Origin of the sequence: Solimonas fluminis, assembly GCF_002930645.1 — a bacterium.
Lineage (GTDB): Bacteria > Pseudomonadota > Gammaproteobacteria > Nevskiales > Nevskiaceae > Solimonas_A > Solimonas_A fluminis.
This window is the reverse complement of the sequence record NZ_PSNW01000016.1, coordinates 52,928-79,648: the sequence shown is the minus strand read 5'-3', so window position 1 is coordinate 79,648 and position 26,721 is coordinate 52,928. Positions and strand designations below refer to the sequence as shown.

The 26,721-nt window shown below is 65.7% G+C and carries 24 protein-coding genes; 11 read left to right on the top strand and 13 right to left on the bottom strand.

The annotated features are described in order from the left end of the window. Positions 1-51: 51 nt before the first annotated feature. Genes C3942_RS20480 through C3942_RS20460 form a run of 5 tightly spaced genes read right to left on the bottom strand, consistent with a single transcriptional unit; the run spans position 52 to position 6,332 of the window. On the bottom strand, positions 52-1,437 hold the full coding sequence (locus tag C3942_RS20480; RefSeq protein WP_104232232.1) for an aromatic ring-hydroxylating oxygenase subunit alpha: 1,386 nt from the start codon (positions 1,435-1,437) through the stop codon (positions 52-54). 27 nt (positions 1,438-1,464) lie between these two features. Beyond that, positions 1,465-3,306 (bottom strand): flavin-containing monooxygenase, encoded by a 1,842-nt coding sequence (locus tag C3942_RS20475; RefSeq protein WP_104232231.1) that lies wholly within the window; start codon positions 3,304-3,306, stop codon positions 1,465-1,467. Further along, positions 3,303-4,565 carry an MFS transporter gene (locus C3942_RS20470; RefSeq protein WP_104232230.1) on the bottom strand — a complete coding sequence of 421 codons (1,263 nt, stop codon included), beginning with the start codon at positions 4,563-4,565 and terminating at the stop codon, positions 3,303-3,305. Before C3942_RS20470 ends, C3942_RS20475 begins: the two co-directional genes overlap by 4 nt. Positions 4,566-4,612: 47 nt before the next feature. Further along, on the bottom strand, positions 4,613-5,428 hold the full coding sequence (locus tag C3942_RS20465) for a TauD/TfdA dioxygenase family protein (RefSeq protein ID WP_104232229.1): 816 nt from the start codon (positions 5,426-5,428) through the stop codon (positions 4,613-4,615). A 58-nt stretch (positions 5,429-5,486) separates the two neighbouring features. Continuing rightward, the gene (locus C3942_RS20460; protein WP_104232228.1) at positions 5,487-6,332 is read right to left on the bottom strand and encodes an SDR family NAD(P)-dependent oxidoreductase; all 846 of its coding nucleotides are present in this window, start codon (positions 6,330-6,332) and stop codon (positions 5,487-5,489) included. 304 nt (positions 6,333-6,636) lie between these two features. Between C3942_RS20460 and C3942_RS20455 the strand changes: the two genes are divergently transcribed. Then, positions 6,637-7,455, top strand: coding sequence for an IclR family transcriptional regulator (locus tag C3942_RS20455; protein ID WP_104232227.1), 819 nt, complete (start codon positions 6,637-6,639; stop codon positions 7,453-7,455). Between the two features lie 73 nt (positions 7,456-7,528). Here C3942_RS20455 and C3942_RS20450 read toward each other — a convergent pair whose 3' ends face one another. From C3942_RS20450 to C3942_RS20425, 6 genes are all read right to left on the bottom strand, one after another. Then, entirely contained in the window at positions 7,529-7,822 is a 294-nt protein-coding gene (locus C3942_RS20450; RefSeq protein ID WP_104232226.1) for a cytochrome C oxidase subunit IV family protein, read from the bottom strand. Positions 7,823-7,825: 3 nt separating this feature from the next. Next, on the bottom strand, positions 7,826-8,335 hold the full coding sequence (locus C3942_RS20445; RefSeq protein ID WP_207766177.1) for a cytochrome c oxidase subunit 3: 510 nt from the start codon (positions 8,333-8,335) through the stop codon (positions 7,826-7,828). A 100-nt stretch (positions 8,336-8,435) separates the two neighbouring features. Then, complete coding sequence (locus tag C3942_RS20440; RefSeq protein ID WP_104232224.1) at positions 8,436-9,239, bottom strand: hypothetical protein; 804 nt, start codon at positions 9,237-9,239, stop codon at positions 8,436-8,438. Next, positions 9,236-9,946: a hypothetical protein gene (locus C3942_RS20435; protein WP_104232223.1), complete on the bottom strand. Its 711-nt coding sequence runs from the start codon at positions 9,944-9,946 to the stop codon at positions 9,236-9,238. Before C3942_RS20435 ends, C3942_RS20440 begins: the two co-directional genes overlap by 4 nt. Before the next feature lie 2 nt (positions 9,947-9,948). After that, a complete protein-coding gene (locus tag C3942_RS20430; protein ID WP_104232222.1) occupies positions 9,949-12,609 on the bottom strand; it encodes a TonB-dependent receptor in 2,661 nt (886 codons plus the stop codon). Between the two features lie 185 nt (positions 12,610-12,794). After that, positions 12,795-13,250: a PaaI family thioesterase gene (locus C3942_RS20425; RefSeq protein ID WP_104232221.1), complete on the bottom strand. Its 456-nt coding sequence runs from the start codon at positions 13,248-13,250 to the stop codon at positions 12,795-12,797. Between the two features lie 234 nt (positions 13,251-13,484). Here C3942_RS20425 and C3942_RS20420 point away from each other — a divergent pair, with 234 nt between their 5' ends. The 5 genes from C3942_RS20420 to C3942_RS20400 all read left to right on the top strand — a co-directional run bounded on the left by C3942_RS20420 (position 13,485) and on the right by C3942_RS20400 (position 19,228). Next, positions 13,485-15,035 (top strand): LVIVD repeat-containing protein, encoded by a 1,551-nt coding sequence (locus tag C3942_RS20420; protein ID WP_104232220.1) that lies wholly within the window; start codon positions 13,485-13,487, stop codon positions 15,033-15,035. A 17-nt stretch (positions 15,036-15,052) separates the two neighbouring features. Further along, positions 15,053-15,664 (top strand): DUF305 domain-containing protein, encoded by a 612-nt coding sequence (locus C3942_RS20415; protein ID WP_104232219.1) that lies wholly within the window; start codon positions 15,053-15,055, stop codon positions 15,662-15,664. Positions 15,665-15,848: 184 nt separating this feature from the next. Beyond that, entirely contained in the window at positions 15,849-17,465 is a 1,617-nt protein-coding gene (locus C3942_RS20410; protein ID WP_104232218.1) for a right-handed parallel beta-helix repeat-containing protein, read from the top strand. 180 nt (positions 17,466-17,645) lie between these two features. After that, entirely contained in the window at positions 17,646-17,999 is a 354-nt protein-coding gene (locus C3942_RS20405; protein ID WP_104232217.1) for a hypothetical protein, read from the top strand. Positions 18,000-18,169: 170 nt separating this feature from the next. Continuing rightward, positions 18,170-19,228 (top strand): extracellular catalytic domain type 1 short-chain-length polyhydroxyalkanoate depolymerase, encoded by a 1,059-nt coding sequence (locus tag C3942_RS20400; RefSeq protein ID WP_243393693.1) that lies wholly within the window; start codon positions 18,170-18,172, stop codon positions 19,226-19,228. 37 nt (positions 19,229-19,265) lie between these two features. On the opposite strand, the gene C3942_RS20395 is transcribed toward C3942_RS20400, so the two are convergent. Then, positions 19,266-20,270, bottom strand: coding sequence for an AraC family transcriptional regulator (locus C3942_RS20395; RefSeq protein ID WP_104232215.1), 1,005 nt, complete (start codon positions 20,268-20,270; stop codon positions 19,266-19,268). 368 nt (positions 20,271-20,638) lie between these two features. Between C3942_RS20395 and C3942_RS20390 the strand changes: the two genes are divergently transcribed. Continuing rightward, positions 20,639-21,706, top strand: a complete 1,068-nt coding sequence (locus C3942_RS20390; RefSeq protein WP_165797560.1) for an extracellular catalytic domain type 1 short-chain-length polyhydroxyalkanoate depolymerase — start codon at positions 20,639-20,641, stop codon at positions 21,704-21,706. 113 nt (positions 21,707-21,819) lie between these two features. Here the strand turns inward: C3942_RS20390 and C3942_RS20385 are convergent, their stop codons facing one another. Then, positions 21,820-23,175 carry a DUF1329 domain-containing protein gene (locus C3942_RS20385; protein WP_104232213.1) on the bottom strand — a complete coding sequence of 452 codons (1,356 nt, stop codon included), beginning with the start codon at positions 23,173-23,175 and terminating at the stop codon, positions 21,820-21,822. Between the two features lie 250 nt (positions 23,176-23,425). Between C3942_RS20385 and C3942_RS20380 the strand changes: the two genes are divergently transcribed. From C3942_RS20380 to C3942_RS22160, 4 genes are all read left to right on the top strand, one after another. Next, complete coding sequence (locus C3942_RS20380; RefSeq protein ID WP_104232212.1) at positions 23,426-23,821, top strand: hypothetical protein; 396 nt, start codon at positions 23,426-23,428, stop codon at positions 23,819-23,821. Between the two features lie 340 nt (positions 23,822-24,161). Then, positions 24,162-24,605: a DUF4274 domain-containing protein gene (locus tag C3942_RS20375; RefSeq protein WP_104232211.1), complete on the top strand. Its 444-nt coding sequence runs from the start codon at positions 24,162-24,164 to the stop codon at positions 24,603-24,605. Between the two features lie 93 nt (positions 24,606-24,698). Continuing rightward, on the top strand, positions 24,699-25,505 hold the full coding sequence (locus C3942_RS20370) for a DUF4393 domain-containing protein (RefSeq protein ID WP_165797559.1): 807 nt from the start codon (positions 24,699-24,701) through the stop codon (positions 25,503-25,505). Positions 25,506-25,584: 79 nt separating this feature from the next. Then, the gene (locus C3942_RS22160; RefSeq protein ID WP_133164381.1) at positions 25,585-26,490 is read left to right on the top strand and encodes an LAPAL motif-containing putative phage structural protein; all 906 of its coding nucleotides are present in this window, start codon (positions 25,585-25,587) and stop codon (positions 26,488-26,490) included. The last annotated feature ends 231 nt before the right edge of the window (positions 26,491-26,721 follow it).

The following is a 26,721-nucleotide window of genomic DNA, read 5'->3' as shown; positions in this document are numbered from 1 at the left end:
TCGCTGATGACGCTTGATGTGGTCGGGGGCGTCACCGCACCCGGAAGATGTTCATTTGTCCAGCAGATGCAGGTGGCCGGCGCCCATCACGTCCGCCAGGACACGATGGAAGTTGGTGACCTTGCGCTCCTGGTGAGGATTCGGCAGCGTGCCGCGGAAGCCGCGCGAGTGCATGCCGCGCTGCACGGCGGCCATGTTGGAGAAGTCCTGCGACAGCACCAGGCCCCACTTCTCGCGGGTGGCCTCGGCATAGACCCACTCGGTCTTCGGTTCCTCGCCCGGCGGGAAGCGCTCGATGGCATAGGCCTCGAAGATGCACTTGTCGGGGTCGTCGCCATAGGGACGCGCGCGGTAGCACAGCGCAAACGTAATCCCCTGCAATATCGACATGTTGGGGAACACGCTCCAGGCCAGCCCGGCCTTGCCCTGCTGCTCCGGCGTGATGTTGGGCCAGATCACCCCGCGGGCGGCATCGTCGGCGCGGGCGCTGGCCAGCCAGTGCCTGATGACCTCCGGCGCCGGCGTGCCTTCCGGAAGTTCGTCGACCAGGCGCTTGGCGGCGTTGACCAGTGTCAGCGTGGTGCTGGCGTTGTTGACCGTTTCGTAGATTTCCTTCTGCAGCTCGTAGGTCGAGACGCGTGGGTCCTTGCCGGCCTTGCCGGTGCGGGTCACCGAGCTGGCTTCCTTCTCGCTGCTGGCGCCGGCGGTCTTGCGTACGTCGAAGCCGGAGACACCGTGGATACCGTGGGCGGCGCTGTAGGCGTAGTAATCGCCGTTGGCCAGCATCTGCGAGTGCGTGCCGGTGACGTGGTAAGGCTCCATGAAAGCCTCGATCGCCGTCTTCCAGTTGCAGTCGAAGATCACCCACTGGCGCCACTTGTAGCGCATGTTCTGCAGCTCGAAGGGATCGAGGATGTCCGCGGCTTCGCCCAGGAACTCACGCAGCGGCTGGGCCCCCGGGTCCATGTTGACGAACAGCCAGCCGCCCCAGGTATCGACCTGGACCTCGCCGAGTTTCGTGCGCTCCGCGTTCAGCGCGCCCTTCCAGTCCGGCTCGTCGTGCTTGTAGGTGCACTCGCCCTCGATGTTGTAGCGCCAGGCATGGAAGCCGCAGACGAAGCCCTTCCTGTTGCCGCAGACACCGTTGCTGCCCGGCGGCGTGTCGATCAGCTGGCGCGCGCGGTGCGAGCAGACGTTGTAGTAGGCCTTGATCTTGTCCTTCGCCGTGCGGATCACGATGATCGATTCGCGGCCGATCTCGTAGGTGACGAAGTCGCCGACGTTGGGAATTTCCTCGACCCGCCCGGCATGCTGCCAGGTACGCGGCCACAGCCGTTCGCGCTCGGCACGGGCGTAGTCCGGGCAGATGTAGGCCTCCACCGGGAAAGTAAGGGGCTCGGTGAGGTTCTCGATGCGAAAGCTCTCGGCCTTGTTCATGCCATCCTCCTCCTCAGGCTGCGTGGCTCAGGCCGCCGCACCGGCGGCCATCGGCTCCGTGTCCATCCCTTCAAAGGCGCCCTTGTCGCGCCAGTCCTTCAGCAACTGCTCGAAGGCCGTGAAGCCGGCCAGGTAGAACTCGCCGAGGTAGTAGCGGAACTTGCCGGACTCGTTGTTCAGGTAGCTCGGCGGGCACTCGCTCTGCAGGTACTGCGAGAAGGCCGTGGACGGTGCCATCACCTGGCACCAGGCGTCCTGCGCCTCCTGCGTCGGCTCCACCGCCGCGATGCCGCGCTTCAGCGCCTCGCTGATGATCCAGGCGATGTGATGGCCCTGGCGGTTGAACTGCTCCACCGTGGTCGCATACAGCCCGCCCTGGATATAGCCGGTGAAGAACTGGTTGGGGAAGCCGCGCGAAACCACGCCGTGCAGCGTCTTGTAGCCCTCGGCCCAGTGGTCGTAGAGCGAGACGCCGCCGCGCCCGCTGATCTCGTCGATGCCCCAGCGCTGGTCCAGGTCGCTGGTCACCTCGAAGCCGCTGGCGCAGACCAGCAGGTCGATGGGGTATTCCCGCCCCTCGTGCACGAAGCCGTTCGCCGTCAGCCGCTCCACGCCCTTGGTGGCCGACACGTCGATCAGCTTGACGTTGGGCCGGTTGAAGCTCGGGTAGTAGCTGTCGCTGGACAGCGGGCGCTTGCAGTGGAAGCGGAACCAGGGCTTCAAGGCCTCGGCGGTGGGCTTGTCCTGCACGATCTCGTCGATGCGGCGGCGGAAGCGCTCCATGACATGGAAATCCTCCTCCTCCCGCATCGCCATGAAGGTCTCCGGCGTGATCTCCGGCCAGCCCTGCGCGGCGAGCCGCGCCGCCACGTTGCGGTTGATCTCGGTCCAGAAGTCGCAGACCTGGTCCACGTCGCCCGGGCGGAATCCCTCCATCGCGCCGCGGTGGAAGTTTTCCTGGCGCTGCTTCTGCCAGCCCGGCTGCAGGGTCCTGGCCCAGTCCGGATCGGTCGGCGGGTTGGGGCGTGCGTCCACGCTGGGCGGCGTGCGCTGCAGCACGTAGAGTTCCTTCGCGTACTGCGCCAGGTAGGGCACGATCTGGATCGCCGTGGCACCGGTGCCGACCACCGCCACGCGCTTGTCGGCCAGCTTGTCCAGCACCGGGTTTTCCCAGCTGCCGCCGGTATAGCCGTAGTCCCAGCGTGCCGAGTGGAACACGCGGCCCTTGAACTCCTGCAGCCCCGGGATGCCCGGGAGCTTGGGGCGGTTCAGCGGACCGCCGGCCATGATCACGAAGCGCGCCCGGATCTGGTCGCCCCGGTCGGTGCGGACCTGCCAGCGCCGGCCCGCCTCGTCCCAGCGCAGGCCGGTGACGCGGGTATGGAACAGGGCGCGGTCATAGAGCCCGAACTGGCGGGCGATGCGCACGCAGTGTCCCTGGATCTCCGTGCCGTCGCTGAAGCGCTTGCTGGGGATGAAGCCGGTCTCCTCCAGCAGTGGCAGGTAGCAGTACGATTCGTTGTCGCACTGGATGCCGGGGTAGCGGTTCCAGTACCAGACGCCGCCGAAGTCGCCGGCGTGCTCGATGTTGCGGAAGCTGGTGACGCCGGCCTTGCGCAGCTGCACGGCGGCGAGGATGCCGGTGAAGCCGCCGCCCAGGACCGCCACGTCGATCTCCTCCGACAGCGGCGCGCGCGGTGCCACCGGCAGGTAGGGGTCCACCAGCGTATCGCCGCGTTCGCCGCTCTTCGGGCGCAGGTACTGCTTCTGCCCCTCGCTGCGGTAGCGCCGCTCGCGCTCCAGGCGGTACTTCTCCCTCAGGGCCGGGATGTCGATGTCGCCAGGGGTCTGGGTCGGCGTGCACTTCATGTAGGGCTTTCCGTCGAAGGGGAGGCGGCCGGCACGAGTTGCGGCGGCGGCGCGCCGAGGCTCAGCAGCGCGAGCGCGCTGATCAGCATCAGCGCAATGTCCAGGGTCATGAACGGGGCGTAGCTGCCATAGCGGTCATAGATCGCGCCGGCCGACAGCGGGCCGAAGGAGGTGCCCAGGGACAGCGCCATCACCATCGCGCCGTAGAGCGCCCCGAAGTTCTTCAGGCCGAAATACTTCGCCGCAAGGTAGGCGATCACGTCCACCTCCGCCCCCAGCGTCAGGCCGATGGAGGCGGCGGCCATCATCTGGTAGGCCGGGTTGGCGCCGTCCGTCAGCAGCAGGCCCAGGCCCAGCACCGGCAGCATGAAGGCCACCGCACCCACGTGCTGGGCGCGGAAGCGGTCCAGCAGGAAGCCGGTGCCCAGGCGCCCGATGATCGAGAACAGGCCGATCAGCGAGGCGATGCCCGCGGCCTCCAGCCGCGGCACCCCCGCGCCGGTCAGGATCGGCACGAAATGCACCAGCGTGCCCACCGCCGTGAAGGAGAACAGGCCGGCGGCCATCAGCAGCTTGTACAGCGTCGGCGAGCGCAGGCCCTCGGCCAGCGTCAGGCCGCTCAGCAGCCGGGCGGGTTCAGGTACGGCGGCCGTGGCGGCGCGCCGGTCCTGCGCGCCGCGGAACAGCAGGAACAGGAAGGGGAACACCACCGCGATCCACAGGCCGGCCAGTCCGTTGAAGCCGAAGCGCCAGCCGTACTTCCCGATCAGCCAGGTCGCCAGTACCGGGAACAGGGCGGCACTGAGCGACGCGCCGGACAGCGTGATCGCCAGCGCCAGGCCGCGCGATCTCTCGAAGCGGCTGGTCACCGCGCTGGTCCAGACCGTGGCCTGAACGCCGACGGTGCCGACGGCGATCAGGGTCCACAGCAAGGCCCAGTTGGCCTTGCTGCCGGTGGCCGTGCCCAGCAGGGCGTAGGCGCCTGCCATCAGCAGCACGCCGACCAGGCCGATGCGGCGCGGGCCGATGCGGTCCACCAGCATGCCCAGCGGGATGCAGAACACCGCGCTGACGAAGCTGGCGATGGTCAGGCCCAGGGAAATCTGCGCGCGTCCCCAGCCGAACTCGGCCTGCAGGGGCTCGATGAACGGCCCGATCGAATAGACGTGGATCACCGATGTGGCGTAACCCAGCGCCGCGACCAGCGGCAGGTACCAGTACCCGCGCCACTCCTCCGCTGCGCCTCGTGCTGCGTTCATCCGCCTCTCCTCCGAATCCCGTGGACGCGACCGGTCTGCGCCGGTTGTCAGGCGAACGCTTCTTCGCCCTGCAGCTTGGTGCGGTGCAGCCGGCGCCCGGCATTGGGGTCATAGGGCGTCGCGCGGTGCATGGTGCCGGTGTTGTCCCACATCACCATGTCCCCCACGGTCCATTTGTGGCGGTAGAAGAACTGCGGCTGCGTGGCCCAGTCGCGCAGGCGCACCAGCAGCTCGGCGCTCTTCTTGTACTCCATGTCCACCACGTGGCGCGCGGTGGCGCCGATCACCAGCGATTTGCGGCCGGAACGGTGCTTCCACACCAGCGGCAATTCCTGGTCGCCGATCTGCATCATGCCGCGCAGCAGGCGCGGATCCGGCTCGGGGTCGTAGTAGAACAGCGTGTTCCAGGCCGAGTGCATCACGCGCAGCTTCTCGAACTCCGCCTTGTCCGCGTCGGACAGGTCGTCGTAGGCCGCATAGGTGTTGCAGAACTCGGTTTCGCCGCCGACCTCGGTCAGCACCTTGGCGCAGAGGATCGAGGCCAGCACCGGCACCTGGTTCATGGTTCCGTCGATATGCCAGTACCAGGAGCCCTTGAGGTAGTCGGCCTTGGCGTTCACCTTGGTGTCCAGCGTGACCTTGTAGATGATCTCGCCGTCGTGCTCGGGCGCGAAGGTGCCGAGGGTCTTGGTGAAGGCCACCTGCTCGTCGTCGTTGAAGTCGATCTTCGGGAACACCAGCACGCCGCGCTGTTCCAGCAGCTCCCGGATCTTCGAGGCGTACTCGCCGCTCAGCAGCTCCTGCTTGCTGGCGCGGATCTCCGTCGCGATGCGGGGCGTCAGGTCCCGGGTTTCGAATGCCATTGCAGCTCTCCTCTTGAATCCTTGTTTGCGGCAGATATTCGGGGGATCGGACGCCGGCTCAGCGCTGGATCGCCGCGCGGAATTCCTCGTTCTTGAGGAACAGCGAGGTGTTGTCGGCGCCCAGGTGGGTCCATTTCAGGTTCAGGCCGCCGTCCACCAGCAGCGTCTGGCCGGTCACGTAGCCGGACAGCTCCGACAGCAGGAACAGGATCGCGCCGGCCTGCTCCTCGGGACGGCCGCGGCGGCCCATGGCGATGGCGCGGCGGTCGCGCTCCTCGTCCTTGTCGATGAAGGTGCCGGAGGCCGGCGTCTCGGTCGGACCCGGAGCCACCGCATTGACGCGGATGTTGTCCAGCGCCAGTTCCACCGCCAGCGTGCGGGTCGCCGCGGCCAGGGCCGCCTTCGCCGTGCCGTAGGCGATGTGGTAGGGCGCCGTGTTCAGGCCGCTGATCGACGAGATCGAGACGATCGAGCCCGGCAGCTTCTTCTCGCGCAATTCGGCCGCCACCGCCTGGCTCATGAAGAACATGGTCTCCAGGTTCTGCGTGAACAGCGCGCGCCAGTCGGTGCGGCTCACGCGGGTGGCGCGCATCCAGGTGGCGGGCGGGGCGCTGCCGGCCACGTTGACCAGGCCGTAGAGCGTGCCGGGCGTGGCCCGCAGCTTCTCCATGGTGGCGGCGATGCCCTCGTCGGTGGAGGCGTCGGCCTGCACCGGCACCACCTTGAGCCCGCGCGCCGCCAGGGGCGCCAGGTGCTTCGCGATGTTGTCCGCCGAGCGGCTCACGGCCACCACCGTGGCGCCGGCCTCCGCCAGCATGCGGGTGAGCGTCGTCCCGATCCCTCCGCCCGCGGCGCCGGACACCACGACGATGCGGCCCTCGAACTGCAGAAGGTTTTGGTTCATGACTCGCTCGCGGCCGGGTTCGTTGGAGTGGTATGGCGGGCTTCCGACAGGATCAAAAGTCCACCCCCGAAGGTTCCGGCCACATTACCGCGCGGCGAAGTTAATAGTCAACAGCGATGTACACTAACGAGCATGGACTCCTGTCTGGGCGCGCAGTGCCGCGCATCGCCCCGAAATTCCTTGCGCAACACGGGGATGGAGCGGGCACGCGGCGCGGGCAAGCACGGGGCGGGGCGCCTGTGTCCGCCCGGCATTTGGCCGTATCATTGCCGGGAACAAACCATCGGCAAGAAGCCAAGACTTCATGGCGGCCAGGATCAAGACCCCGGGGGCCAAGAACCCCCACGCCGCCGCGCTCGACGCGGCTCTCGAACAGAGCACGGTGCCCGCGGTATCGCGGGCGGCGGCCATCCTGCGCCTGCTCGGGCGCTCGGACGAGCCGCAGGGCGTGCAGGCCATCGCCCGGGCGCTGAACATCATCCCCAGCACCTGCCTGCATATCCTGCGCACGCTGGTGGCCGAGGAACTGGTCGCGGTGGACCCGGCCACCAAGCTGTACTCCCTCAACGCCGGCGTCCTGATGCTGGCGCGCCAGTGGCTGGGGCAGAACCGCTTCGCCGACGTCGCCCAGCCGGCCCTGGACCGCATCGCCCGCGAGCACGGCGTCACCGCCATGGGCGTGCACGTCGTCGGTATCGAGCACATGATCGTCGTCGCCATGGCGCGGTCCGAGACCATGATCCAGCTGCATGCCCAGATCGGCAGCCGCTTTCCCGCCACCATCAGCGCCACCGGCCGCTGCATCGCCGCCTTCGGCGAGCACGACCGCGACGAACTGCACCGCCGCTTCAAGGGCCTGCGCTGGGACAACGCACCGACCCTGGCCGAGTGGGAGCGCCAGGTGGCGGAGACCAAGGCCAATGGCTACGCCATCGACCAGGGCAACTACATGGCCGGCGTCACCGTGGTCGCCGCCCCGGTCTTCGGCATCAGCCGGCAGGTGACCCATTGCCTGGTCGTCGTCGGCATCAGCGAGCAGTTGCGCGGCCAGGCCCTGGCCCGCATCGGGCGCGAACTGCGCGAAAGCGCCGCCCAGGTTTCCCGCCAGCTCGGCTCCGCCTGATCCGGCAGAAAGCCCCCATCCCTCCAGCAGAGGGGCTGGGGGGAGGTCGCGGCGTTGCGGTCAGGGCGGCAGCCTACACCTGCATCCGCGAGCCGAAGGCATATACCAGCAGCATCACCCCCACGATCCCCCACAGGAAACCATCGGCCCCCCGCCGCACCCGCAGCGGCGCATGCCGCAGCTCCATGAACTCCCAGACGATCATCCGCAGCTTGATCGCCGCCATCAGGATCACCGCTAGGCTCAGCGCGGCATCCGGCGAAAACGCCTGACGATCATCGCCGGCGCCCAGCCACCAGGACAGCAGCGTCACCCCGGTCAGCAGGGCAAAGACCAGCGCCAGCCGCCTGTCGGTTTCATGGCTCATGCTTCACCTCATCAGGTACAGCAGGGCAAAGATCATCACCCAGAGGAAATCCACCATGTGCCAGAAGATCGCACCGGCCTCGATCACCGGCTGCGAACGCCGCCGCGGACCGCCCAGCTGGTACAGCACCACGCCGAGGAAGACGAAGCCGAACAGCACGTGGACCACGTGGATGCCGGTGAGGAAGTAGTAGAACGAGAAGAAGCGGTTGGTGGAGAACTCGAACCCCGCCTGGATCTTCAGTGACCATTCCAGCAGCTTGGACCCCACGAACAGCAGCCCGAGGCCCATCGCCATCCACACCTGCTTGCCGGCCGCCTCGTGGCGCCCCTCGCGCGCCGCCTGCACGCCCCTGGCCACCAGCCAGGAACTGATCAGCAGGATCACGGTATTGAGCACCCCGAGGTTCTGGTTCAACTGCTGCTGCGATTGCAGGAACAAGTCCGGATTCCAGCTCCGGTACAGCAGGTAGACCACGAAGTAGCTGCTGAACACCAGCGCCTCGAAACCCACGAGGTACCAGATGTCCGCCTGGCCGGGCAGCCCATGGCACCCCTCTCCCCTGCTGGGAGAGCGGTGGGGGGAGAGGGGGAGGCTCGAAGCACCCATGACGCTAAGCCCTCCCCGCCGAAGGCGCCGCCAGGTCCGGCAACACCCCCTCGCCGAAATCCTCCCGCAGCACCAGTCGGCGCAGCAGCGTGATGAATGCCGCCGTGTAGACCACGAACACCAGCGTATCCACCCAGAAGGTGATCACCCCGTTCCAGGCGAAGGGCCCCTCCTGGAAGATCCATACCGGTGCCACCACCACCTCGGTCAGCAGGTTGCAGATGTTCAGGTAGCCGAACCACAGCGGGAACACGCGGTTCCGGTCCAGCAGGATCGCCAGCATCCAGATCGCCGTTCCCACCAGGAACACCCCCATGGTGCCGACGAAGGTCATGAACGCCGCATCGTAGATCCAGCTCAGGATCGCCGGATCGCGATCCGGGCGCATCGCTCCCACCGTCAGCAGGATCGCGGCCAGCAGCATGCCCGGCAGCGTGCTGAGCGAATAGATCGCGATGTAGGCGTAGGGAAAGGCGCGGCTCACCGACATGCGCCGCATCGAGTAGCCGATCAGCGCATTGCAGGACGCCACCAGCCCGGAGATCAGGAAGCAGATGCCGAAGCCCCAGAGCAGGCCGTCGTGGTTGTCGCTGAACCACTGCACGATGCGGGCCTGGCCCCACCAGGGCTTGGGCGGCGGCATCACCCGCGTCATCAGCGCGAACACGACGCCGAAGAGCTGGTAGAAGCAGAACATCGCCCACCACATGATCCACAGCTCGATCTTGGGATCGTGCCGCCAGTGCCAGCCCAGGCGCGCCCAGCGCCCCGCCGGCCGCGGCGGCGGGGCGGTCGGTACGGCGCTCATGCCGCTGCCTCCTCGCCGCGTTGCCGGTACAGCGTCCGGCCCATCACCCCGGTCATCACCACCAGCCACAGGCCGATGGCGCCGTTGCGCACCCAGAACGACAGCAGCCCGTTCCAGGCCAGCGGGCCCTCCAGCGCGGTCGCCACGAACGCCGCCGGGGCGATCGCCAGCGCCACCGCCAGGTTGAAGTGCGCCACCCAGGCCGGGAAGACCGGCTTGTGCTGGCGGTCCAGGAAGATCGCCAGCGCCAGGAACACGCACTGTCCCACCATGAAGCCCACCTGCCCCGTGAAGGAAATCCAGGCCAGGTCGTTGAACAGCAGCGTCAGCTGCGGATCGCGCTCTGGCCGGAAGGCTGCCAGCAGCCAGAACAGGTCCGCGATGAAGAACAGCACCGGGCCACCGGTGGAACAGCCCAGGTAGCAGTAGGCCAGGACCGGCGTGCGGTGCGCCATGCGGCGCATCTGCATCATGATCAGCGTCAGGAAGGCCACGATGCCGATGCCGAACCAGTTGAACACGATCAGGCTGTAGCGGATGCGCGGAAGGTTCTGCGGATCGCGGTAGAACGCCGCCACCTCCTCGGCCGACATCGTCGGCGACATCGGCGGCGAGAAGCCCGGAAAGAACAGGAACACCAGCAGCCAGCTCAGGGCCAGGAAGGGCAGGGTCCAGAACAGGATGATTTCACCGTCGATCTTGCGCATGCCTAGCGCCCCCACTCATAGCTCAGGTTCAGGCCGATGACCCGCGGCTCCGACCAGATCGAACTCTGGAAGTAGGTCAGGTTCCACTGGTTGCTGTTGGAGATGCGGTACAGCTCGTTGGTCAGGTTGGTGCCGAAGAGCTGCGCGCTGAGCGAGGAACCGAAGATGCGGCTCCAGCCCAGGCTCGCGTTGAGCAGCCCCACGGAGGGCAGCCAGGCGCCCGGCTCCGCCTCCGGCGGCGAGGACTGCCCGCTGTACTTGCGCGCCGTGTAGGCGTAGGTCATCGAGGCTTCCATCTCGCCCAGGGATTCGTCGAGCGGCAGACGGTAGCGGCCGGACAGGCTGAACTGGTGCTTCGGGATGTCCTGGAAGGGGATGCAGGCGAAATCCACCGTATTGCCGCGCGTGATCTCCTGGCCCGTGCAATCCAGCTGCGGCGTCGCGCCGTTGTAGCCGAAGCGGAACTCCTCGTACTCCGCCTCGGTATAGCCATAGGTGCCCAGCAGCGTCAGGTTCTCCGAGGCCTGTAGCGTCAGGTCCATCTCGAAGCCCGCCACCCAGGCGCTGCCCACGTTGAAGATCGCCTGGCCCAGCTGCGGAACCGGGCTGGGATTGGACGGATCCACGTAGGCGTCGATGCCCGCCTTCTGCAGTCCCGTGTAGTCGGTGTAGTAGATCGCCGTGTTGAGCCGCAGCGGTACCCCGCCCAGCTCGAAGTCCGCCTTCTGGCCGAGTTCGTAGTTGGTGACGTATTCCGGCTCGTAGGTGTAGTGATCCGGGTTGACCGCGATCGGCGCGACACCGCCGGTCTTGTAGCCGCGGCTGATCTTGCCGTAGACCAACTGGTTGTCAAGCTTGTAGTCCAGCCCCACCGTCCAGGTCCATTCGGAATTGCGCACCGTCGCCGAGAAGTCCTTGTCGACCAGCGGCACCAGTCCCAGCGCCAGCTGGCGGATGGAGGCGTTCACCCGCGTATCGTCCGTCGTGTGCCGCGCGCCCAGCGTCAGGCTCAGCCCCGAAAGCGAATCCGACAGCCCGCCCAGGTCATAGCTGCCCTGCACGAAGGGCGCGAAGGACGTCTTCTCCTGCTCGTAGCGCTGGTCCACGTCGACGAAGATCAGGGATTTCGCCACGATCCAGCCGGCCGCATCGGTGGTCTCGTAGTAGCCGCCCGCCACGAAATCCAGCCGGCCGTCCAGCGCCTCGCCCTGGAGTTGCAGCTCCTCGGTCACCGTCTTCACGTCCGCCTGCAGCACGTCCTGCGGGTTGATGAACTCGTTGAGTGCCGCACGCGAACCGTCCAGGTCCCAGCGGTAGGAATGCTCCAGCCTCGACCAGCTCGCGATGTTCACCAGCGTCAGCGCGTCGCTGAGCCGGAAGCTGAACTTGTCCACCACCGCGCCCGTCTGCAGGACGTCGTTGGGGTCGCCGCTGAGCTGCACGTGGCGCACGTCGCGCGCCGCCTGCTCGTCCACGATGTCCTGCCCGCAGTTGCGCGAGGGGCCGAACACGTTCAGCGTCAGGCAACCCAGGTTGGCCACCTGGGTGAGGTCGATACCCGGCAGGATCGTCGCCAGCACGCCCAGCCCCACCGCGCCGGGAATCGCCCGGTTCAGCCCCTCGCGGTTGATGCGCTCGATCACCGTCGCCGTGCCATGGTCGTCGCTGTCGGACCAGTACCCCATCAGGTAGTTCTCCACCCGCTCCGAGGCGCGCCACAGCAGGCCAAGGCGGGCGGTCCAGTAGTTCTTGCTGTCGTAGTCCTTGCCCGTGACCACGTCGTGGGTGAAGCCGTCGCGCCGGTAGATCTGCCCGCCGGCACGGGCCAGCAGCGTATCGCCGGCGATCGGCGCATTGAGCACCGCCTCGTAGGTCTGGCCGTTGAGGCCTCCTTCGCCGGAGAGCGACATCGCTCCGGCACGCAGCAGGCCGGAGAAACCCTCCTGGGGCTTCTGCGGCTCCAGCAGCAGCGCGCCGCCGGTCGTGTTGCGGCCGAACAGCGTGCCCTGCGAGCCCTTCAGCACCTGCACATTGCCCAGGTCGAAGAACTTGCCGGCACCACCCTGGTAGTTCGCCACCGGGTCCGAGGGCAGGGGCACCTCGCCCAGGTAGATCACCACGCCCGGACTGGCGCCGAACTGTGCGCCCTGGCCGCGGATCGTCGGCGTCTCGGTATTGCGCATCTGGCTGCCCGCGCCCACCAGCAGCGAGGGCACGCGCCCCTGCAGGTCCTGGGGGCTGTTGATCGCCTCGCGCCGCAGGTCGTCGGAGGACATCGCCGAGATCGCGATCGGCACGTCCTGCTGGCTTTCCGCCGTGCGACGTGCCGTCACCACCACCTCCTCGATGGTGCGCGGCGCGCGCTTCTCCGCCGGCGCTGGCGGCAGTTCCGCGGGTTTCCCGGGCAGGGGAATGACCTCCAGCGGCTCCACGGCCTGCGCTGCTTCAGGAGCGGCGGCTGGGGCCGCAGCAGGGGACTCGGCGGCGGCTGCCGTCGCCGCGCTCGCCGGTTCCGCGCTCGCCGGCTCCCCGATCAGCTCGAACAGCGCATCGTCCGCCGGCGGCGTGTCGGCCGATGCGGCGTTGTCCCCGGCCTGTGCCAGCGCCAGGCCCGGAACGGCCAGCAGCGCCAGCGCCCAGGCCTTGTGGCGGCTTCTCCTCATCGCTCTCCCCTCCGAAGGAAAACGCGTGCCGGAGTGGTTCTCCGGATCATGCCGCCAAGCTATTTCGGGGAGGGGCGCCCGTCTACGCTGGAGTCGGGCCCGCGCGTTGAAATCGGGACATGGCGCAACGCGAGACTGCCGTCGTGACCGTCATGCCGGCGGAAGCCGGCACCCGGTCGTTGCCGCTAGCCCTTGAGCTGCACCGCCAGCAGTTCGCCGGTAGCGCAGACCTCCGCGCCATCGAGCAGCGCCAGTTCCACCGTTACCCTTCGCCCTTCGATGGATCGCAGGCTGCCGCGGAGTCTCAGCTCCACCCCCAGCGGCGTCGGCCGCTTGTAGTCCACCTTCAGCGAGCCGGTGACGAAGCGCGGCAGCGGCTCGCCGCCCTCCAGCGTCTTGCCCTGCGCCTGATGGAAGAAGGCGGCTGCGGCGGCAATGCCGTGGCAGTCCAGCAGGGAGGCCACGATGCCTCCATAGGCATAGTCGGGAAAGCCGCCGCTGTACTGGCGGTCGATGGTGAACAGGGCCTCTGCGTGACTGCCATGGAAATGGCTCTTCAACCGGTACCCCTGGGCATTGCGGGTACCGCAGCCGAAGCAGTGCGACATCTCGGGGGCGTAGTAGTCCTGGATGGCTTTCATGGGGGATTCCTGTGGGCGGAGTGTCCGCTGCCGGCCGGCCTGCTCCGGCACCGCGGATTCGAATGGATGGGCCAGCATGAGCCGGTGGGCCTGCGGCTGGCAAACACCGGCAGGGGGCCGCCCTTGGCCCTTGGCACCCTACAGGGCATGTCAGACGCTTGCTACTGCAGCTATGCCCGCTGGGCGATATAGTCTCCCGGATAGCGACCCATAAAAGAATTACGGAGAGGAGAAATGGCGCAGCTTCGTCTGAAGGCGGCATTGGCGACCCTGGTGCTCACCCTGATCGCCGGTTGCGGCAGCAGCGAGGCGCCGGAGGCGGAGGTGCCGGAGAACGGCACCGCCCTCGCAGCCTGCGGCCCCGGCTCGCAGCCCGAGACCGGCCTGCAGGGGCAGGTGCCGCTGGCCGATCGCCAGAGCGGCCGCAACCTGCTCGGCTACAAGTGCAATCTCGAAGTGGTCGGCCAGTACCAGGGCAAGGGCGCCAGCGTCGTCAGCCCCTCGTACGACAAGTGCGCCTACATGTCCACCAGCGGCGTGCTGCTGGATCCGCTGCAGTTGCTCGAGAGCACTCCCGGCGTGCACGTGGTGGACGCCAGCAACCCCGAGCAGCCGGTCCTGTCGGCCAACCTCACCGGCCCCTCGATGGCCATCGGCACCTGGGAGTCGCTCAAGGTCAACGAGCCGCGCAAGCTGCTCGGCGGCGTCGCGGTGGGCCCCCTGGCGGGCGCGGCCTTCTTCGACGTCTACGACATCTCCGACTGCAGGAACCCCGTCCATCTCAACGGCATCGCCGGCACCGGCCTGGAGTTTCCCGCCAACGTCCTCGGCCACGAGGGCAACTGGGCTCCGGACGGCATGACCTACTGGGCCACCGGCCTGCTCGCCGGATCGATCACCGCCATCGACACCACCGACCCGGCCTCGCCGCGGATCATCTATACCGGCCTGAAGGGCTTCCCGGCGAACCACGGTGCCGAGTTCAGTGCCGACGGCAACACCCTGTACCTCGCCACCTGCCTGCCGGGCGGCGTCACCATCCTCGACGTCAGCGACGTGCAGGGCCGCAAGTCCGCGCCGCAGGTGCGCCAGCTCGGCTCCGTCACCTGGAATCCCCTGAGCTGCGGCCAGCACGCCATCCCGGTGAGCTGGCAGGGCAAGCCGCACCTGATCGTGCCGGACGAATTCGACTCCGAGGGCATCCACTTCGTCGACATCACCGACCCCACCGAACCCAAGGTGGTCAAGCAGATCCAGCTGGAGATCCAGCGGATCGAGAACGCCCCCACGCGGGTGGCGGACGTCGCCGGCAACGGCGCCTTCGGCTACGAGTCGCACTACTGCACGGTGGATCGCCTGGAGAACCCCACCGCCCTGGCCTGCGGCTACTTCCAGTCCGGCATCCGCGTATTCGACATCCGCGATCCGGAGCGGGTCCGCGAGATCGCCTACTACAACCCGCCCGCCCAGACCGGCAAGGGCCTAGCGCTGCAGCATTCCCTGCATGCCTGGATCGGCGGCCTGCTGCCGACGATCTCCGACCTCAACAGTTCCGGTTCCTCCCTGCCGGAAACGGCCCTGCGCGACCTGGCCTCGGTGGTGGCCTTCGTCGCCTCCCTGCCGGGCCTGCTCGACGACCTCGGCACCGGCCCCGTCTCGGGCAACCTCAGCGCCGACTGGTGCAGCTCCCCGCCGCGCTTCGTCGGCGACAAGCTCTGGGTCACCTGCATGGACAACGGCTTCCTGATCCTCGGGTTCCAGAACGGCGTCTACCCGATCCGGTGAACCGGCACCGCCTCCTCATGGCCCTGCTGCTGGCCGGCGGCGCCGCGCTGCTGGCCGCCGCCGGCTATGCCCTGGGCTTGCGCGCCGCGCCGCCGAACGCCGCCGCGCCCAGCGCCGTCGACATCGGCTTCGCCCAGTTCATGCGCGGCCACCACGACCAGGCCATCGTCATGACCGAAATCCTGCTGTCGGACCGCAGCAGCAAGCTGGCCGGGCTGGCCAGCGCCATGCAGGCGGCGCAGCTGATCGAGATCGGCCAGATGAAAGGCTGGCTGCAGCTCTGGGAGAAGCCCCTGCTGCCGGCGAGCGACAGCATGGACTGGATGCTGCTGGGCAAGGAGCCCCCCGACGAAGCCCTCAGCCGCTACCTGATCGCATGCCGCAACTCGCCCGGCGGCATGCCGGGCCTGGCCACCGTCGAGGAGCTGCAGCGCCTGCGCACGCTGCGCGGCGAGGAGCGTGACCGGCTGTTCCTGCAGCTCATGCTGAAGCATCACCAGGGCGGCCTGCCGATGGCGCAGTTCGCCGCCTACAACGCCCGCACGCCGGCGGTACGCACGATGGCGGCGCAGATGGTGGTCGAGCAGACGCAGGAGCTCGCGACCATGGCCGTGCTGGCCAGGCGATAGGCCGCTGCCTCCCGGGTTCCGGCTAGCGCTCAATGTCCGGATCGAACAACTGACGTCCGCCCTGAGCATTTGAAGCCGCCGCGCGAGTTCCTAATGTGCGCGGGGGCGTTCCCCCAGTCGCCATTTCTGCCGAGCTTCGGATGACGCCCTTGTCGTCCTGGCCGGTCATCACGGAGGAGATCAGATGGAAAGGAATCACAGGAACCGGGCGGCAGCCGCCCTCTTGGGCGCGGGCGTCCTGCTGGGCGCCATGCCGGCCTACGCCTTGAATACGACGTACTACGTCGATGCCAGCGCCGGTGCAGACGGCAATCCCGGCACGAGCCAGGCAGCGCCCTGGAAGACGCTGGCCAAGGTCAACACGATCACCTTCGGCGCCGGGGACAAGATCCTGCTGCGCGCCGGCCAGCAGTGGGTGGAGCAGCTCAAGCCGAAAGGCTCGGGCGTGAGCGGCAACCCGATCACCATCGGCGCCTACGGCGACGGCCCCCGGCCCATCGTCGACGGCCGCAACGTGGCGGGCGGCGGCGCGGGCGGGGCGGCGGTGCTGCTGCACAACGTTTCGCACTGGACGGTGACCGGACTGGAGGTCGTCAACGACACCGGTACCAACAACGTGGGCACGACCTCGGCCCGGGGCGCCAACCGCAGCGGCATCATGGCCTACAACAGCAGCGGCACCGGCAAGCACGGCATCGTCATCCGCGACAATTACGTCCACGACGTCAACGGCTGCTTCGAGTGCTCCGGCGCCAACGCGCAGACCAATGGCGGCATCGCCGTGGTGGCCGACACGATGAACGGGCTCTCCAACGGCGCCAGCAGCTACGACGGCGTGCAGATCCTCGACAACGTCGTCGAGCGCGTCGGCCGGACCGGCATTGTCTTCAACGACAATTCCACGGGCTTCCTGTTCTACCTCGTCGCCCAGGACGCGCTGAGCAAGAACGTCACGATCGCCGGCAACCGCCTGAAGGACATCGACGGCGACGGCATCATCCTCGCCGGCTCGGTCAACAACCTCATCGAGCGCAACCGCATCGACACGGCCGGCTTGGTCACCGTTTCGGGTTCGACCCAGCCGGGTACCGTCGGCATGTTCATCGCCAAGACGATCAACAGCACGATGCAGTTCAACGAGGTTTCCGGCGTTCGCTTCAACGTCGTCGACGGCCAGGCCTATGATGTCGACCTGCTGACCAGCAACTCCGTGGTGCAGTACAACTACAGCCACGACAACGAAGGCGGCATGATCCTGCTGATGGGCGGCCTGTTCTCCGGCACCAACGCCACCGTGCGCTACAACCTCAGCGTCAACGATGCCTTCGTCGCCAACGGTGTCTTCACGCTCTCCAGCGGCCTCATGTCCGGCGCGAAGATCTACAACAACACCGCCTACATCGCGCCGGGCCTGTCGTCGCGTCCCACCTACCAGTCCGGCTGGGACGGCGACAACCACAACCCCTGGAGCTTCCGCAACAACGTGATCGTCAACCACGGCACCGGCACCTGGGAGCAGCCCAAGGGCAACGGCACCACGATCAGCCACAACCTGATCTTCGGCAACCATACCGCGGGCGAGCCGGCCGACGCCTACAAGATCACCGCCGACCCGCAGATGATCGCCCCGCTGGCCGTGGCGCCGGAGGGCCTCGGCGCGGTGGCGGGCTACGGCCTGGCACTGACCTCTCCGGCGGTGGGCACGGGTGCCGTCATCAGCGGCAGCGGCGACCGCGACTACTTCGGCAACCCCGTGTCGCCGGCCGTCGCGCCCACGCGCGGGTTCCACCAGCCGAACTGAGTCCGTCCTCTCCCGTCTCCCGACCGCGGATGCTGCAACGCAGCATCCGCGGTGGCGGAGCAATGTCCGGAATTAGCAAGGGACGTCCTCCGCGAGCATTTGAAGGGCGCCTCGGAATTCTTAACCTGCGCGGATTCGCAGCGACTTGTTCTGAGGACAGCATCCCGGATGGGAATCTCTTTGGCCGCCGACCGGTTTTCCCGATACGAGATCTGCCCGGTCTACGAGGATGGGCAGAACGGCCTGGTCGAGCGCTGCGCCAGCCGCGACGCGGCGCTGAGGATGGCCTTCGGCAGCCGGGGCCGGGCTTTCTGGCGCCTCTTCGGCTGGACTCCCGGCGGCCCGGCGGTCGCCGTGGGAGACTTCTTCTCCTTTGAGGACGCATCGAAGGTCTACCAGCTCATCACCGGCGTCCCGGCCCCGGAAGAAGATGCGGCGGCCATACCTCCGCCGCGCGTCCGGCCGCCGCTGCAGCCGGCGCGAGCGCGCCGGCCCCTTCCGGTGGCGCTCGGCAGCCATCCGCCGCCCCCTTGAAGAGGGTGCATCCCGTGTTCGCCGCCTTGTCCTTCAGGGGCCGTCGAGGCACCGCTTGAGTTCAGCACTGCCCCGGAGGCATCGTCCACTCCGGCAGCGGACCGAACCACCCGCAGGCCGCAGGCCGCGGGAACGAAAATAAAAGAGGGGGAGAGAAGACCATGGTGGGTATGGGCAAGCAGCGGCGCCGCCTGGCGTTCGCCTTGGGGTTCCTGACGCTGGTCATGGCCGGATGTTCCAGCCAGAGATCGGAGGAGCCGGAGGCCGGCGACACGAATGCGGAGATCTACTACGCCAACGCCTTCGGAACATACCGCAGCCTGGTCTACATCCCGGGTTCGGTCAGGCCCGACAAGCCGGCTCCGATGGTGGTGGTGCTGCACGGCGCCAATACCACGGCCGAACAGCAGCGTGCGGCGAACCTCTACGACGTGGTCGCGGCGCGCGAGCGCTTCATCGTCATGTATCCGGACCACGAGACCGACACCGCGCTCGGCCAGCATCCGCTGCAGGCCTGGCATTTCTACAATCCCGCGGAAATGCAGCGTGACGTGGGGGATGCGCAGGCCATCGCGGAACTCACGCGCCAGGCCATGGCCACCTGGAACGTCGACCCGGAGCGCGTCTACATCGTCGGCATGTCGGCCGGCGGCTGGATGACCAGCATCATGGGAGCGACCTATCCGGACCTGTATGCCGCCATCGGCCTGGTGGAATCCGGCGCCTACGGCATCGGGCTGGCCGGTATCGGCCAGCCCCTGGGGCCCCTGCTGCTGCGTCCCGAATTGCTCGCGATGGCGGCTTACCAGGCGATGGGCTCGCATGCGCGCATCCTGCCGGTGATCAACATCCAGGGCGACAAGGACGCGGCTGCCACGCCCGCGAGCGGCGCGCATGCCGTCCGGCAATGGCTGATGACGAACAACCTGGTGGCCTCGGGCAACCTGAACGCCCCCTTCCCGCTGTCACCCACGGAAACGGTCGATATCACGCCGAAGTCCGGGTATCCCTATCATGTGGATACCTACAAGGACGAGGACGGGTGCCGGATTCTCGAGCAGGTACGCATCGAGGAGATGGAGCATTTCTGGCCGGGCGGTTCCGACGATCCCAAGCTGCGCGGCTTCACCGACCCCCAGGCCCCCAGCGGCGCCGAATTGACCTGGGCCTTCCTCAAGCGCTTCCGCCGGTCCGATACCGCGCTGCCCTGCGCGGAATTCCGGCCCTGAGCGCCGCGGCCCGGCACGGGCGAAGCGGGCTTCGAGGCTAGCGCTGGGCGGAGCGCCAGTCGCGCGGCGCCCGTCCGGTCCAGCGCTTGAAGGCGTTGGTGAAGCTGGATACCTCGCTGTAGCCCAGGCGGGCAGCGACTTCCTTCACGCTGAACTTGCCGAGCCCCAGCAGCTCTTCCGCCAGCGTCTGGCGAACCTCGTCCGCCAGGCTCCTGAACGAGGTGTTCTCCGCCTCCAGCATGCGGCGCAGGTTGCGCGAGGTCATGCGCAGCTCGGCCGCCACCGCCTCCATGTCGGGGCCCATGTCCGGATGGCGCAGCAGCATGTCGCGCACCCTGCCCGCGGTGCCGCCCCAGGTCTTGCGCCGGCTCACGATGGCCTGCAGCTGGGCCTGGCAATGCCGCAGCATGGCGGCATTGGCCTGTGGCATCGGAATCTTCCTGAACTCGGCATCGACGACGATCTGGTGCGCCGGCGCATTGAACTCGGGCTCGAAGCCGAGGAGCTCGGCGTAGCGCCTGGCATGCGGCGGGGGCGGGAAGGCGAAGCGCACGGCGCGTTTCGGCATCGGGCGCGAGAACACCTCCTCCATGACCCGGGGCAGGGCGAACAGGTCCCGCTCCACGACGAGCTGGCGCAGCGGGGCGGGAATATGGCGGTCGCCGAAGGTGAAGACCAGGTCCTTGCCGACGATCTGCTGGTGCTTCTCCACCAGCGTGAAGCTCAACTCGTGGTAGCTCAGGCCCAGGTCCACAGCGTCACCGGTCGTCGCGCAGCTGCACATGGCGAATGTCAGGACACCATAGACCGGCATGTGGAATCGCGCCGCCATGCGCAGGCCCAGCGCCGGCACCTGCGGCAGGCCGCGCATGATATTGGCGATGACGGCGAACTCCTGCTGCGGATGGACCTGCAGTTCCAGCTGAAGCAACTGCTCCGGCTCGATGTCCGAATTCGCCAGGCAGGCGCTCGTCGGCATGCCGAGTTCGGTGGCCACGTCCACCATTTGCACGATGCTGTAGATACTTCGGGAAATCTGCATGTCCTGTCACCGCGATCCGTCGCAGGCTGGTCTGGAGTGTCCGAATATAGCAACCACGCCTGTTCACCGAACGGCCAGGAGAAGGTCTGTCCTTTTTGGTGACATCCGCGGCTAAGCTTCCATGCCCACGCTGATTTTACAGAAGTCATCTTTACCCCCGCATGCAAACTCCTGTAAGTGCCGTCCCCGCGGCATTTCCGGAAATCACATGAATCGTCCGGAAGGACATCTTGTGAAGAAGAATCCGCGGCCAGGACAATGGTTCGAGGAGATTCCGTTCATGAGAGGCGCTGCGCAGCGGCCGGATGTTGCCTTTCCGGCATTCCGATAGGCCGCGCGAGAACGGGAATGAAATGACAATGAGAGAAATGAACGCGGGCGCCCGGCCGCGGATGAAGCACGGCCCGGCGCTGCTGGCCCTGTGCATGGCGGTGCTGCTGCCCGCCTGCCACGACTCGCCGGATGTGTCCGGTGCCGGCACCAAGGGCGAAACCGTGGAAATCCGCCACGGCAGCGGCGCCGCCGAGTACCGGGCGCTGGTCTACATCCCCTCGAGCTACAGGCCGGGGTCTCCGGTGCCCGTCGTGGTCAACGTCCATGGCTGTACGCTCACCCCGGAACTGATGCAGGCCGGCTCCCTGTTCGACGGGATCGCCGAGCGTGAGAGGTTCATCGTCGTCTACCCCGGCTTCGTGGACCAGGCCAGCCACCCCCTGAAGTGCTGGCGTTTCTACCTGCCGACGGAGTGGAGTCGCGGGCAAGGGGATGCCGCGGGCGTCGTCGAACTGACGCGCATGGTGATGGAGCGATGGTCCGTCGATCCGGAGCGGGTCTACCTCATGGGAGGGTCGTCGGGAGCCTTTCTCGTCAGCATCCTGGGCGCGACCTTTCCCGACCTGTACGCAGCGATGGTGAATCTCGCCGGCGGTCCCTACGCCTCGACGTTCCTCGATGCGGCCAATCCGACGATCCCGGCACTGGAGAACCCCGCAGTGCAGGCACAACTCGCCTTCCTGGCCATGGGGCCGCGTGCGCGGGTGGTGCCGCTGCTGGAAATCCATGGCGACGCGGATACCACCATCTATCCGCAGAACGGCGAAAACGCCGTGCAGCAGTGGCTGATGACCAACAACCTCGTCGTCTCGGGATCGCGCGCGGGGCCGTTCCCGCTCAGTCCCACGCAAACCCGATCCTACGCCCAGGAGGAGGACTTCCCCTACGAGATCGACGACTACCGCGATGGGGAAGGCTGCCTCGTGGTCCGGCATATCCGGATACACGGCCTGCAGCATCTCTACCCCGGCGGCTCCGATGACCCGGACCTGCCGGCCTTCGTCGAACCCCGGGCGGTAAGCGCCTCGGAAGCCGCCTGGGACTTCTTCAGGCGCTACCGGAAATCCGGCACCGCTCCTCCCTGCGTCGAAGGCCGCCCCTGATGCGGGGAGCGGTGGGCATGGCCTTCGTCCGACATGGGGCGAGCCTGCCTGCTGGCTGGAGGCTTGCGCGAGGCGGCGGTTGAGCCCGAGCCCGCCGAAGGGCTCGGCCACGCTCAATGCCCGCTGCGCGCCGCCGCCTCCGGCGTGAACATCGACAACGGGAACTTCTGGTTGAGCCGCCACCAGCCCTTGCCGGCCTCGTTCACCAGGTACGTCGCCTCATAGGCGCCGGAGTTGAGGTCGTGGTACACCGTCACGCCGCGGTGGAAGGTGCTCGACTCCTGCGAGTAGAACCAGTTGACGAAGCTGGTGCGCCAGAACTCGCCGCGCGAGCCGTAATGGTCGGCCCACAGCGGCAGCCAGGTGTCCTCGTCGGCGTAGATCACCCGCCGCCCATAAACGTGGCGCAGGCCGGCGCGCAGCCTGCCTTCCACCACCCACACGCGGTGCAGCTCGTAGCGCACATAGTCCGGGTTGAGCGTGGAGGGCTTGACCAGGTCCTTGAGCTTCAGCGCCGGGTCGTTGACTCGGAAGTTGTGGTAGGGAACGTAGAGCTCCTTCTTGCCGGCCAGCTTCCACTCGTAGCGCTCCGGCGAGCCGTTCCACAGCGTGTCCTCGTCCGAGGTGTGCATGCCCGCCGGCGGTACCGGGTAGTCAAAGCCCACCTCCGGCGCCTGGCGCACGCGGCGCGTGCCCGGCGAATAGGCCCAGGCCTGCAGCGAGCCCGTGGAGAAATCCAGCGGCGAGAAGCCCACCGAGGTGTTGCCCTTGTCGCGCTCCGGCAGCAGGTAGGTGATGTAGAAGTACGCCGCCACCTTCTCCTGCAGCGACATGCTCTTGCGGGAGTCGCCATAGGGATACATGTCCACGAACCGGCTCTTGCCCCAGGTGATGCCGCCGTTGGCATAGACCGTCGCCGAATGGGCCGTCACCGACTCGCTCCAGGCGCGCCGCGCCAGCGCGATGTTCCAGATGCCCTCGAGCCCGTTCTGCGGAACGGGGAAGGGCACCGCGCCGCCGAAGCCGCTGACGCCCTTGCCCTCATGCACCACCTCGGCCACGGCGGCGTTCTTCTTCGCCACCGCGCAGGCCTCGTCGTCCAGCCGGAAATCGCGGTGGCTGGGATACACGAGCATGCGGTAGGCCTGCGGATACTTCTTCAGCAGCTCCTGCTGGCCCTGCGTGAGCCGCGCCGCATGCTGCGCCAGGTTCTGCGCGGTGATGGTGAGCAGCGGCTTCTCGTCCGCGTAGGGGCCGGGCTCGTAGCCATGGGGCTGCTTCATCCCGGGCCAGCTGCCCAGGTACTTGCCGGTATAGGGCGCCACGCCGCCGGGCGAGCCGGCGCGCTCCGCGCCCATGCAGGTCAGGCGCGGTCCGTCGAGCTCGGCGGCCATTTCGGGAGGGACCTTGGCCAGCGCCGCGAGCGGCGCGGCCAGCAGGAGCAGGAGGAGGCGCAGGAAGGTGGTCATCAGCCATTGGAAGGCGAAACCGGCACCAGCGTCCTCCCCATTTCGGATGGGATGGCAAGGGCCAGGAGGAAGCAGCCCGGCCCGCATGGACCGCCATTCACCGATGCGCGGAAGGGCGAGCACCCACGGATGCCGATCAAGACCTGACTCAATCGTCAGCTTGAAACGCCGCAGCATGCCGGGCAGATTGCCGGGAAGCTGGGCGTTCGCACTCCCGGGATGAAGTCCCGGCCGGCACCTTGGAGGATTCATGCACAGATACTTGAAGCTGTTCGGGCTCGCGGCACTCGCACTTCTGGTGAGTGGATGCATCCGGACGGTGCAGCACTACGCCGGTCCCGCCAGGCCCGAGAACGAGACGGCCAGGATCAGCACGTTCAAGCTCAATATCCATTCCATCAATGGCGAGGTCTTCACGGCCAAGAAGAACGCCATGACCTACTTTGTCGATGTCGTTCCTGGGGACTACACCATTGTCGCCTCGACCAGCTGGGATACCGCAGCCGGCTCCACGGTGACGCACAGGGAATCAGCAGCCAGGAGCATCAGCTTCACCGCAAGGCCCGGCATGATCTACGCGCTGTCTCCCAAAGAGGGACCTTTCTATACCTTCCTGGGAATCGGCCTCGTCGAGCAAGCAAAGTGAATCAGGCCTGCAGGCGGATCATTGATTGGCCCTGGGTGACTCGGTCGTGAATGCCGAGGGGCGGCTACCAGCCCGAAGCGGAAGTCGTGGCGATTCGAATGTCAGCCGCAAAGCGGACATTCCTATAGCTCAAGGCTTGCGCTGTGGGCCATATCAGGCGACCTGATTCACTCGTCAGGTATAGCGCCCATGGACATCACCTGGCATCGCGCGCTGTCTTGTGGAGCCAAGCCGAGAGGCGGCATAGTTAGGACCGAATAAGGCCTCAGATATTGCGCCCGGGCTAACAATCTCTTTAACGGACAGGCGTCCGTCTATTGCTGTTGGACGACACAATCGAATGGATGAAATTTCCAGACAGCGAGTGAAAAGGGCCTTGTGTCTTGATGGGCCTGAACAATTACAGGCTATTGAATCGCTATCGTCATCAGAACAACTTCATCAATTCCTTCTCAACTACAACATCAACGATGGCTACCTGCCGGTTCGAGCGATAGTTAACCACAAAGCCTGTGATAAGGGATCGGCGCTTTACGTGTACTGGCAGTTCCCGCCCGAGTTGCGCATAACCAATGAAACTGCAGAACCAGACTACGATGCGGCCGGTCTTCTAAACGACATTAGGCGCCGCCTTGATGCTGATAGTTTTGGCTCAGCCGAATACTATTACGACCCATCGGCAGAATTTACCGCCGTGCAGCTATACAAGCTCAGAAAATCTGGCAATACGGCGCATCTAGAAAGCGTCGGGAGCAGGAAGCTGGAGAGGGAATGGCTTCCGTGAATGGTGTCGTCCAACGAATGCTTCCAGTAGATGCCCTCGCCTTCGTCGAGGTCGCTACTGAAACGGGGCGTTAGCTCGTTAGTGGGGGGAAACATGACTTCTGGTTGGCTTGAAGTTGCAAGAGAGGCAGCAAAGCTGCCCGCTCTACTGTCCGACATCTACGGTGATCTGCTAAAGCCTGGCGTTAGGCAGGTTGGCAAAGCCTTGGAAACGGTAATCGGCCTTGGCAATACAGCCCTATGGCCAATCGCCCTTGCCAACGAACGCGCAAGAATTTCGCTTGAGCGAAATTTTGAGAAGTACCGAGAGCAGATGAACGATGTTCCTGAAGAGAAAGTCTCGCCTATCCCACCAGAAATAGGCGTACCTGTAGCGGAGAAATTGGCCTATGTATCTGACGAAGAACTAAGCCAGCTCTATGTCAACCTTCTTGCAAAAGCATCAACGGTTGACACAGCTCATTTCGCACATCCTAGCTTCGTTAATGTTATTAACAATTTGTGCCCAGACGAAGCCATTATTCTTAAAGCACTGCACAGAACAACGTCTGTTCCGTTTATCACCGCCAATCTTTATCAGAAGGACAAAAAGAACCAGTTCACGACCATAGGCGACCTTCTAACCGGACTTGAGACAAGGCAGAAACTGGCTTTCCCGAGGAACACCGTTGCGTATATGAGCAACTTTGAAGGGCTTGGACTAATTCAAATTCGACGGGACGTGCATCTGGCTGATGCTGCCATCTACACCAGCTTAGAGAATCTCTATAGACCGTCCTTCTTGGGCCTTGAAGGTCAGGACAATCTAGAGATCAAATTCAAGAAGGGAAAAATAGAAGTAACGCCTTTCGGTTCTTTATTTATCAATGCTTGCTTAACGAAACTTGCTAAGCGGGGCTAACAGCAGGTTCTAGTAGGGGCGTTCTCGCTTTCGGTGAGGACGCCCCTGAACCTTAGCGTTAGCCTAAAGGGGAGTTTTTATGCGCATAATTGATATTTCTCAGTTTGAGAACTCGCTGGTCATCCACTTTGATACGGATGACACTCGCATCAATGCGTACACGCTCGCATCTACGCTTATCGCTTTTGCCGATGCAGCTAAGGCAGCAAACACAACGCTTAACGCCGGTTCCGAGATTGAGATTGTTGTTGAAGCCCTTGGACCTGGAAGCTTTAGAGCACTGGTTCGCGCCCTGTACTCCAGCTCCAGAAATCTCTTCGCCAATCAGGTCGTTGTTGGCTTAGTTCTGGGCGTTGTTGGTAACTACATTTACGAACGCACCCTTGCCGTTGATGACAAAGTCATCGTCGAAGTCAAGACAGATGAGGTAGTCATCCAGAAAGGTGATGATCGAGTCATTGTTCCGCGAAACGTCTACGACGCTACCCGCCGCGTCGAGAAGAACCCTCAGTTCGTCAAAGCGGTTACAAGAACGTTTGAGGCGGCGTCGGCTGACGATAAGGTAAAAGGAATAGGCTTGGTCGCAGAAATGGATGCGCCGCCACCTGCAATACCGATCCCCCGCTCAACTCTAATTGCTGTTGCCGCACAACCGCTACCACAAGACTCCGATACGAGAGCCATCACGGAGCAAGCGGAACTGCAGATAGTTAAGGCAATCCTCAAGAAGTCGAGCCGCAAGTGGGAGTTCGTGTGGCGGGGGGTAACAATATCAGCGCCAGTTGTGCACGAACGCTTTTATGTTGATTTCTTCGCGCACGAAATTACTATTGCGCCCGGAGATACCTTGAACGTCACACTCGCTATAAAGCAGTCAAAAGATCCAGATACAGGCATCTTCACCAACGTCGCGTATGAAGTCGTCGAGGTGCATGGGCATGTCCCCAAAATTCGACAGATGCCGCTCACTGAAGATGGCATTTAGGCTGACAACAGGTTCCAGGCGACGTCCTCGCCTTCGGCGAGGCCATCCCTGAACCTGGGCGTTAAGGGTCCCACTAGCGGTCATTCGTGACCGGCAGCTCCTGGCGCATCAGCGACTGTCGCTGAACAGCCCTTAGCTGCCAATTTGATAGTTCAATGTATTGCCCCAAAGCAGTCAGTCAAATGGCTCCTCAAGCTGTTGAGTAAAGACACGTCGACAAGGCTGCCACCA

Coding starts and splice junctions, on each gene's coding strand:
- C3942_RS20480 (WP_104232232.1), bottom strand. CDS start 1,437: ATGAACAAGGCCGAGAGCTTTCGCATCGAGAACCTCACCGAGCCCCTT.
- C3942_RS20475 (WP_104232231.1), bottom strand. CDS start 3,306: ATGAAGTGCACGCCGACCCAGACCCCTGGCGACATCGACATCCCGGCC.
- C3942_RS20470 (WP_104232230.1), bottom strand. CDS start 4,565: ATGAACGCAGCACGAGGCGCAGCGGAGGAGTGGCGCGGGTACTGGTAC.
- C3942_RS20465 (WP_104232229.1), bottom strand. CDS start 5,428: ATGGCATTCGAAACCCGGGACCTGACGCCCCGCATCGCGACGGAGATC.
- C3942_RS20460 (WP_104232228.1), bottom strand. CDS start 6,332: ATGAACCAAAACCTTCTGCAGTTCGAGGGCCGCATCGTCGTGGTGTCC.
- C3942_RS20455 (WP_104232227.1), top strand. CDS start 6,637: ATGGCGGCCAGGATCAAGACCCCGGGGGCCAAGAACCCCCACGCCGCC.
- C3942_RS20450 (WP_104232226.1), bottom strand. CDS start 7,822: ATGAGCCATGAAACCGACAGGCGGCTGGCGCTGGTCTTTGCCCTGCTG.
- C3942_RS20440 (WP_104232224.1), bottom strand. CDS start 9,239: ATGAGCGCCGTACCGACCGCCCCGCCGCCGCGGCCGGCGGGGCGCTGG.
- C3942_RS20435 (WP_104232223.1), bottom strand. CDS start 9,946: ATGCGCAAGATCGACGGTGAAATCATCCTGTTCTGGACCCTGCCCTTC.
- C3942_RS20430 (WP_104232222.1), bottom strand. CDS start 12,609: ATGAGGAGAAGCCGCCACAAGGCCTGGGCGCTGGCGCTGCTGGCCGTT.
- C3942_RS20425 (WP_104232221.1), bottom strand. CDS start 13,250: ATGAAAGCCATCCAGGACTACTACGCCCCCGAGATGTCGCACTGCTTC.
- C3942_RS20420 (WP_104232220.1), top strand. CDS start 13,485: ATGGCGCAGCTTCGTCTGAAGGCGGCATTGGCGACCCTGGTGCTCACC.
- C3942_RS20415 (WP_104232219.1), top strand. CDS start 15,053: ATGGCCCTGCTGCTGGCCGGCGGCGCCGCGCTGCTGGCCGCCGCCGGC.
- C3942_RS20410 (WP_104232218.1), top strand. CDS start 15,849: ATGGAAAGGAATCACAGGAACCGGGCGGCAGCCGCCCTCTTGGGCGCG.
- C3942_RS20400 (WP_243393693.1), top strand. CDS start 18,170: ATGGGCAAGCAGCGGCGCCGCCTGGCGTTCGCCTTGGGGTTCCTGACG.
- C3942_RS20395 (WP_104232215.1), bottom strand. CDS start 20,270: ATGCAGATTTCCCGAAGTATCTACAGCATCGTGCAAATGGTGGACGTG.
- C3942_RS20390 (WP_165797560.1), top strand. CDS start 20,639: ATGAACGCGGGCGCCCGGCCGCGGATGAAGCACGGCCCGGCGCTGCTG.
- C3942_RS20385 (WP_104232213.1), bottom strand. CDS start 23,175: ATGACCACCTTCCTGCGCCTCCTCCTGCTCCTGCTGGCCGCGCCGCTC.
- C3942_RS20380 (WP_104232212.1), top strand. CDS start 23,426: ATGCACAGATACTTGAAGCTGTTCGGGCTCGCGGCACTCGCACTTCTG.
- C3942_RS20375 (WP_104232211.1), top strand. CDS start 24,162: ATGGATGAAATTTCCAGACAGCGAGTGAAAAGGGCCTTGTGTCTTGAT.
- C3942_RS20370 (WP_165797559.1), top strand. CDS start 24,699: ATGACTTCTGGTTGGCTTGAAGTTGCAAGAGAGGCAGCAAAGCTGCCC.
- C3942_RS22160 (WP_133164381.1), top strand. CDS start 25,585: ATGCGCATAATTGATATTTCTCAGTTTGAGAACTCGCTGGTCATCCAC.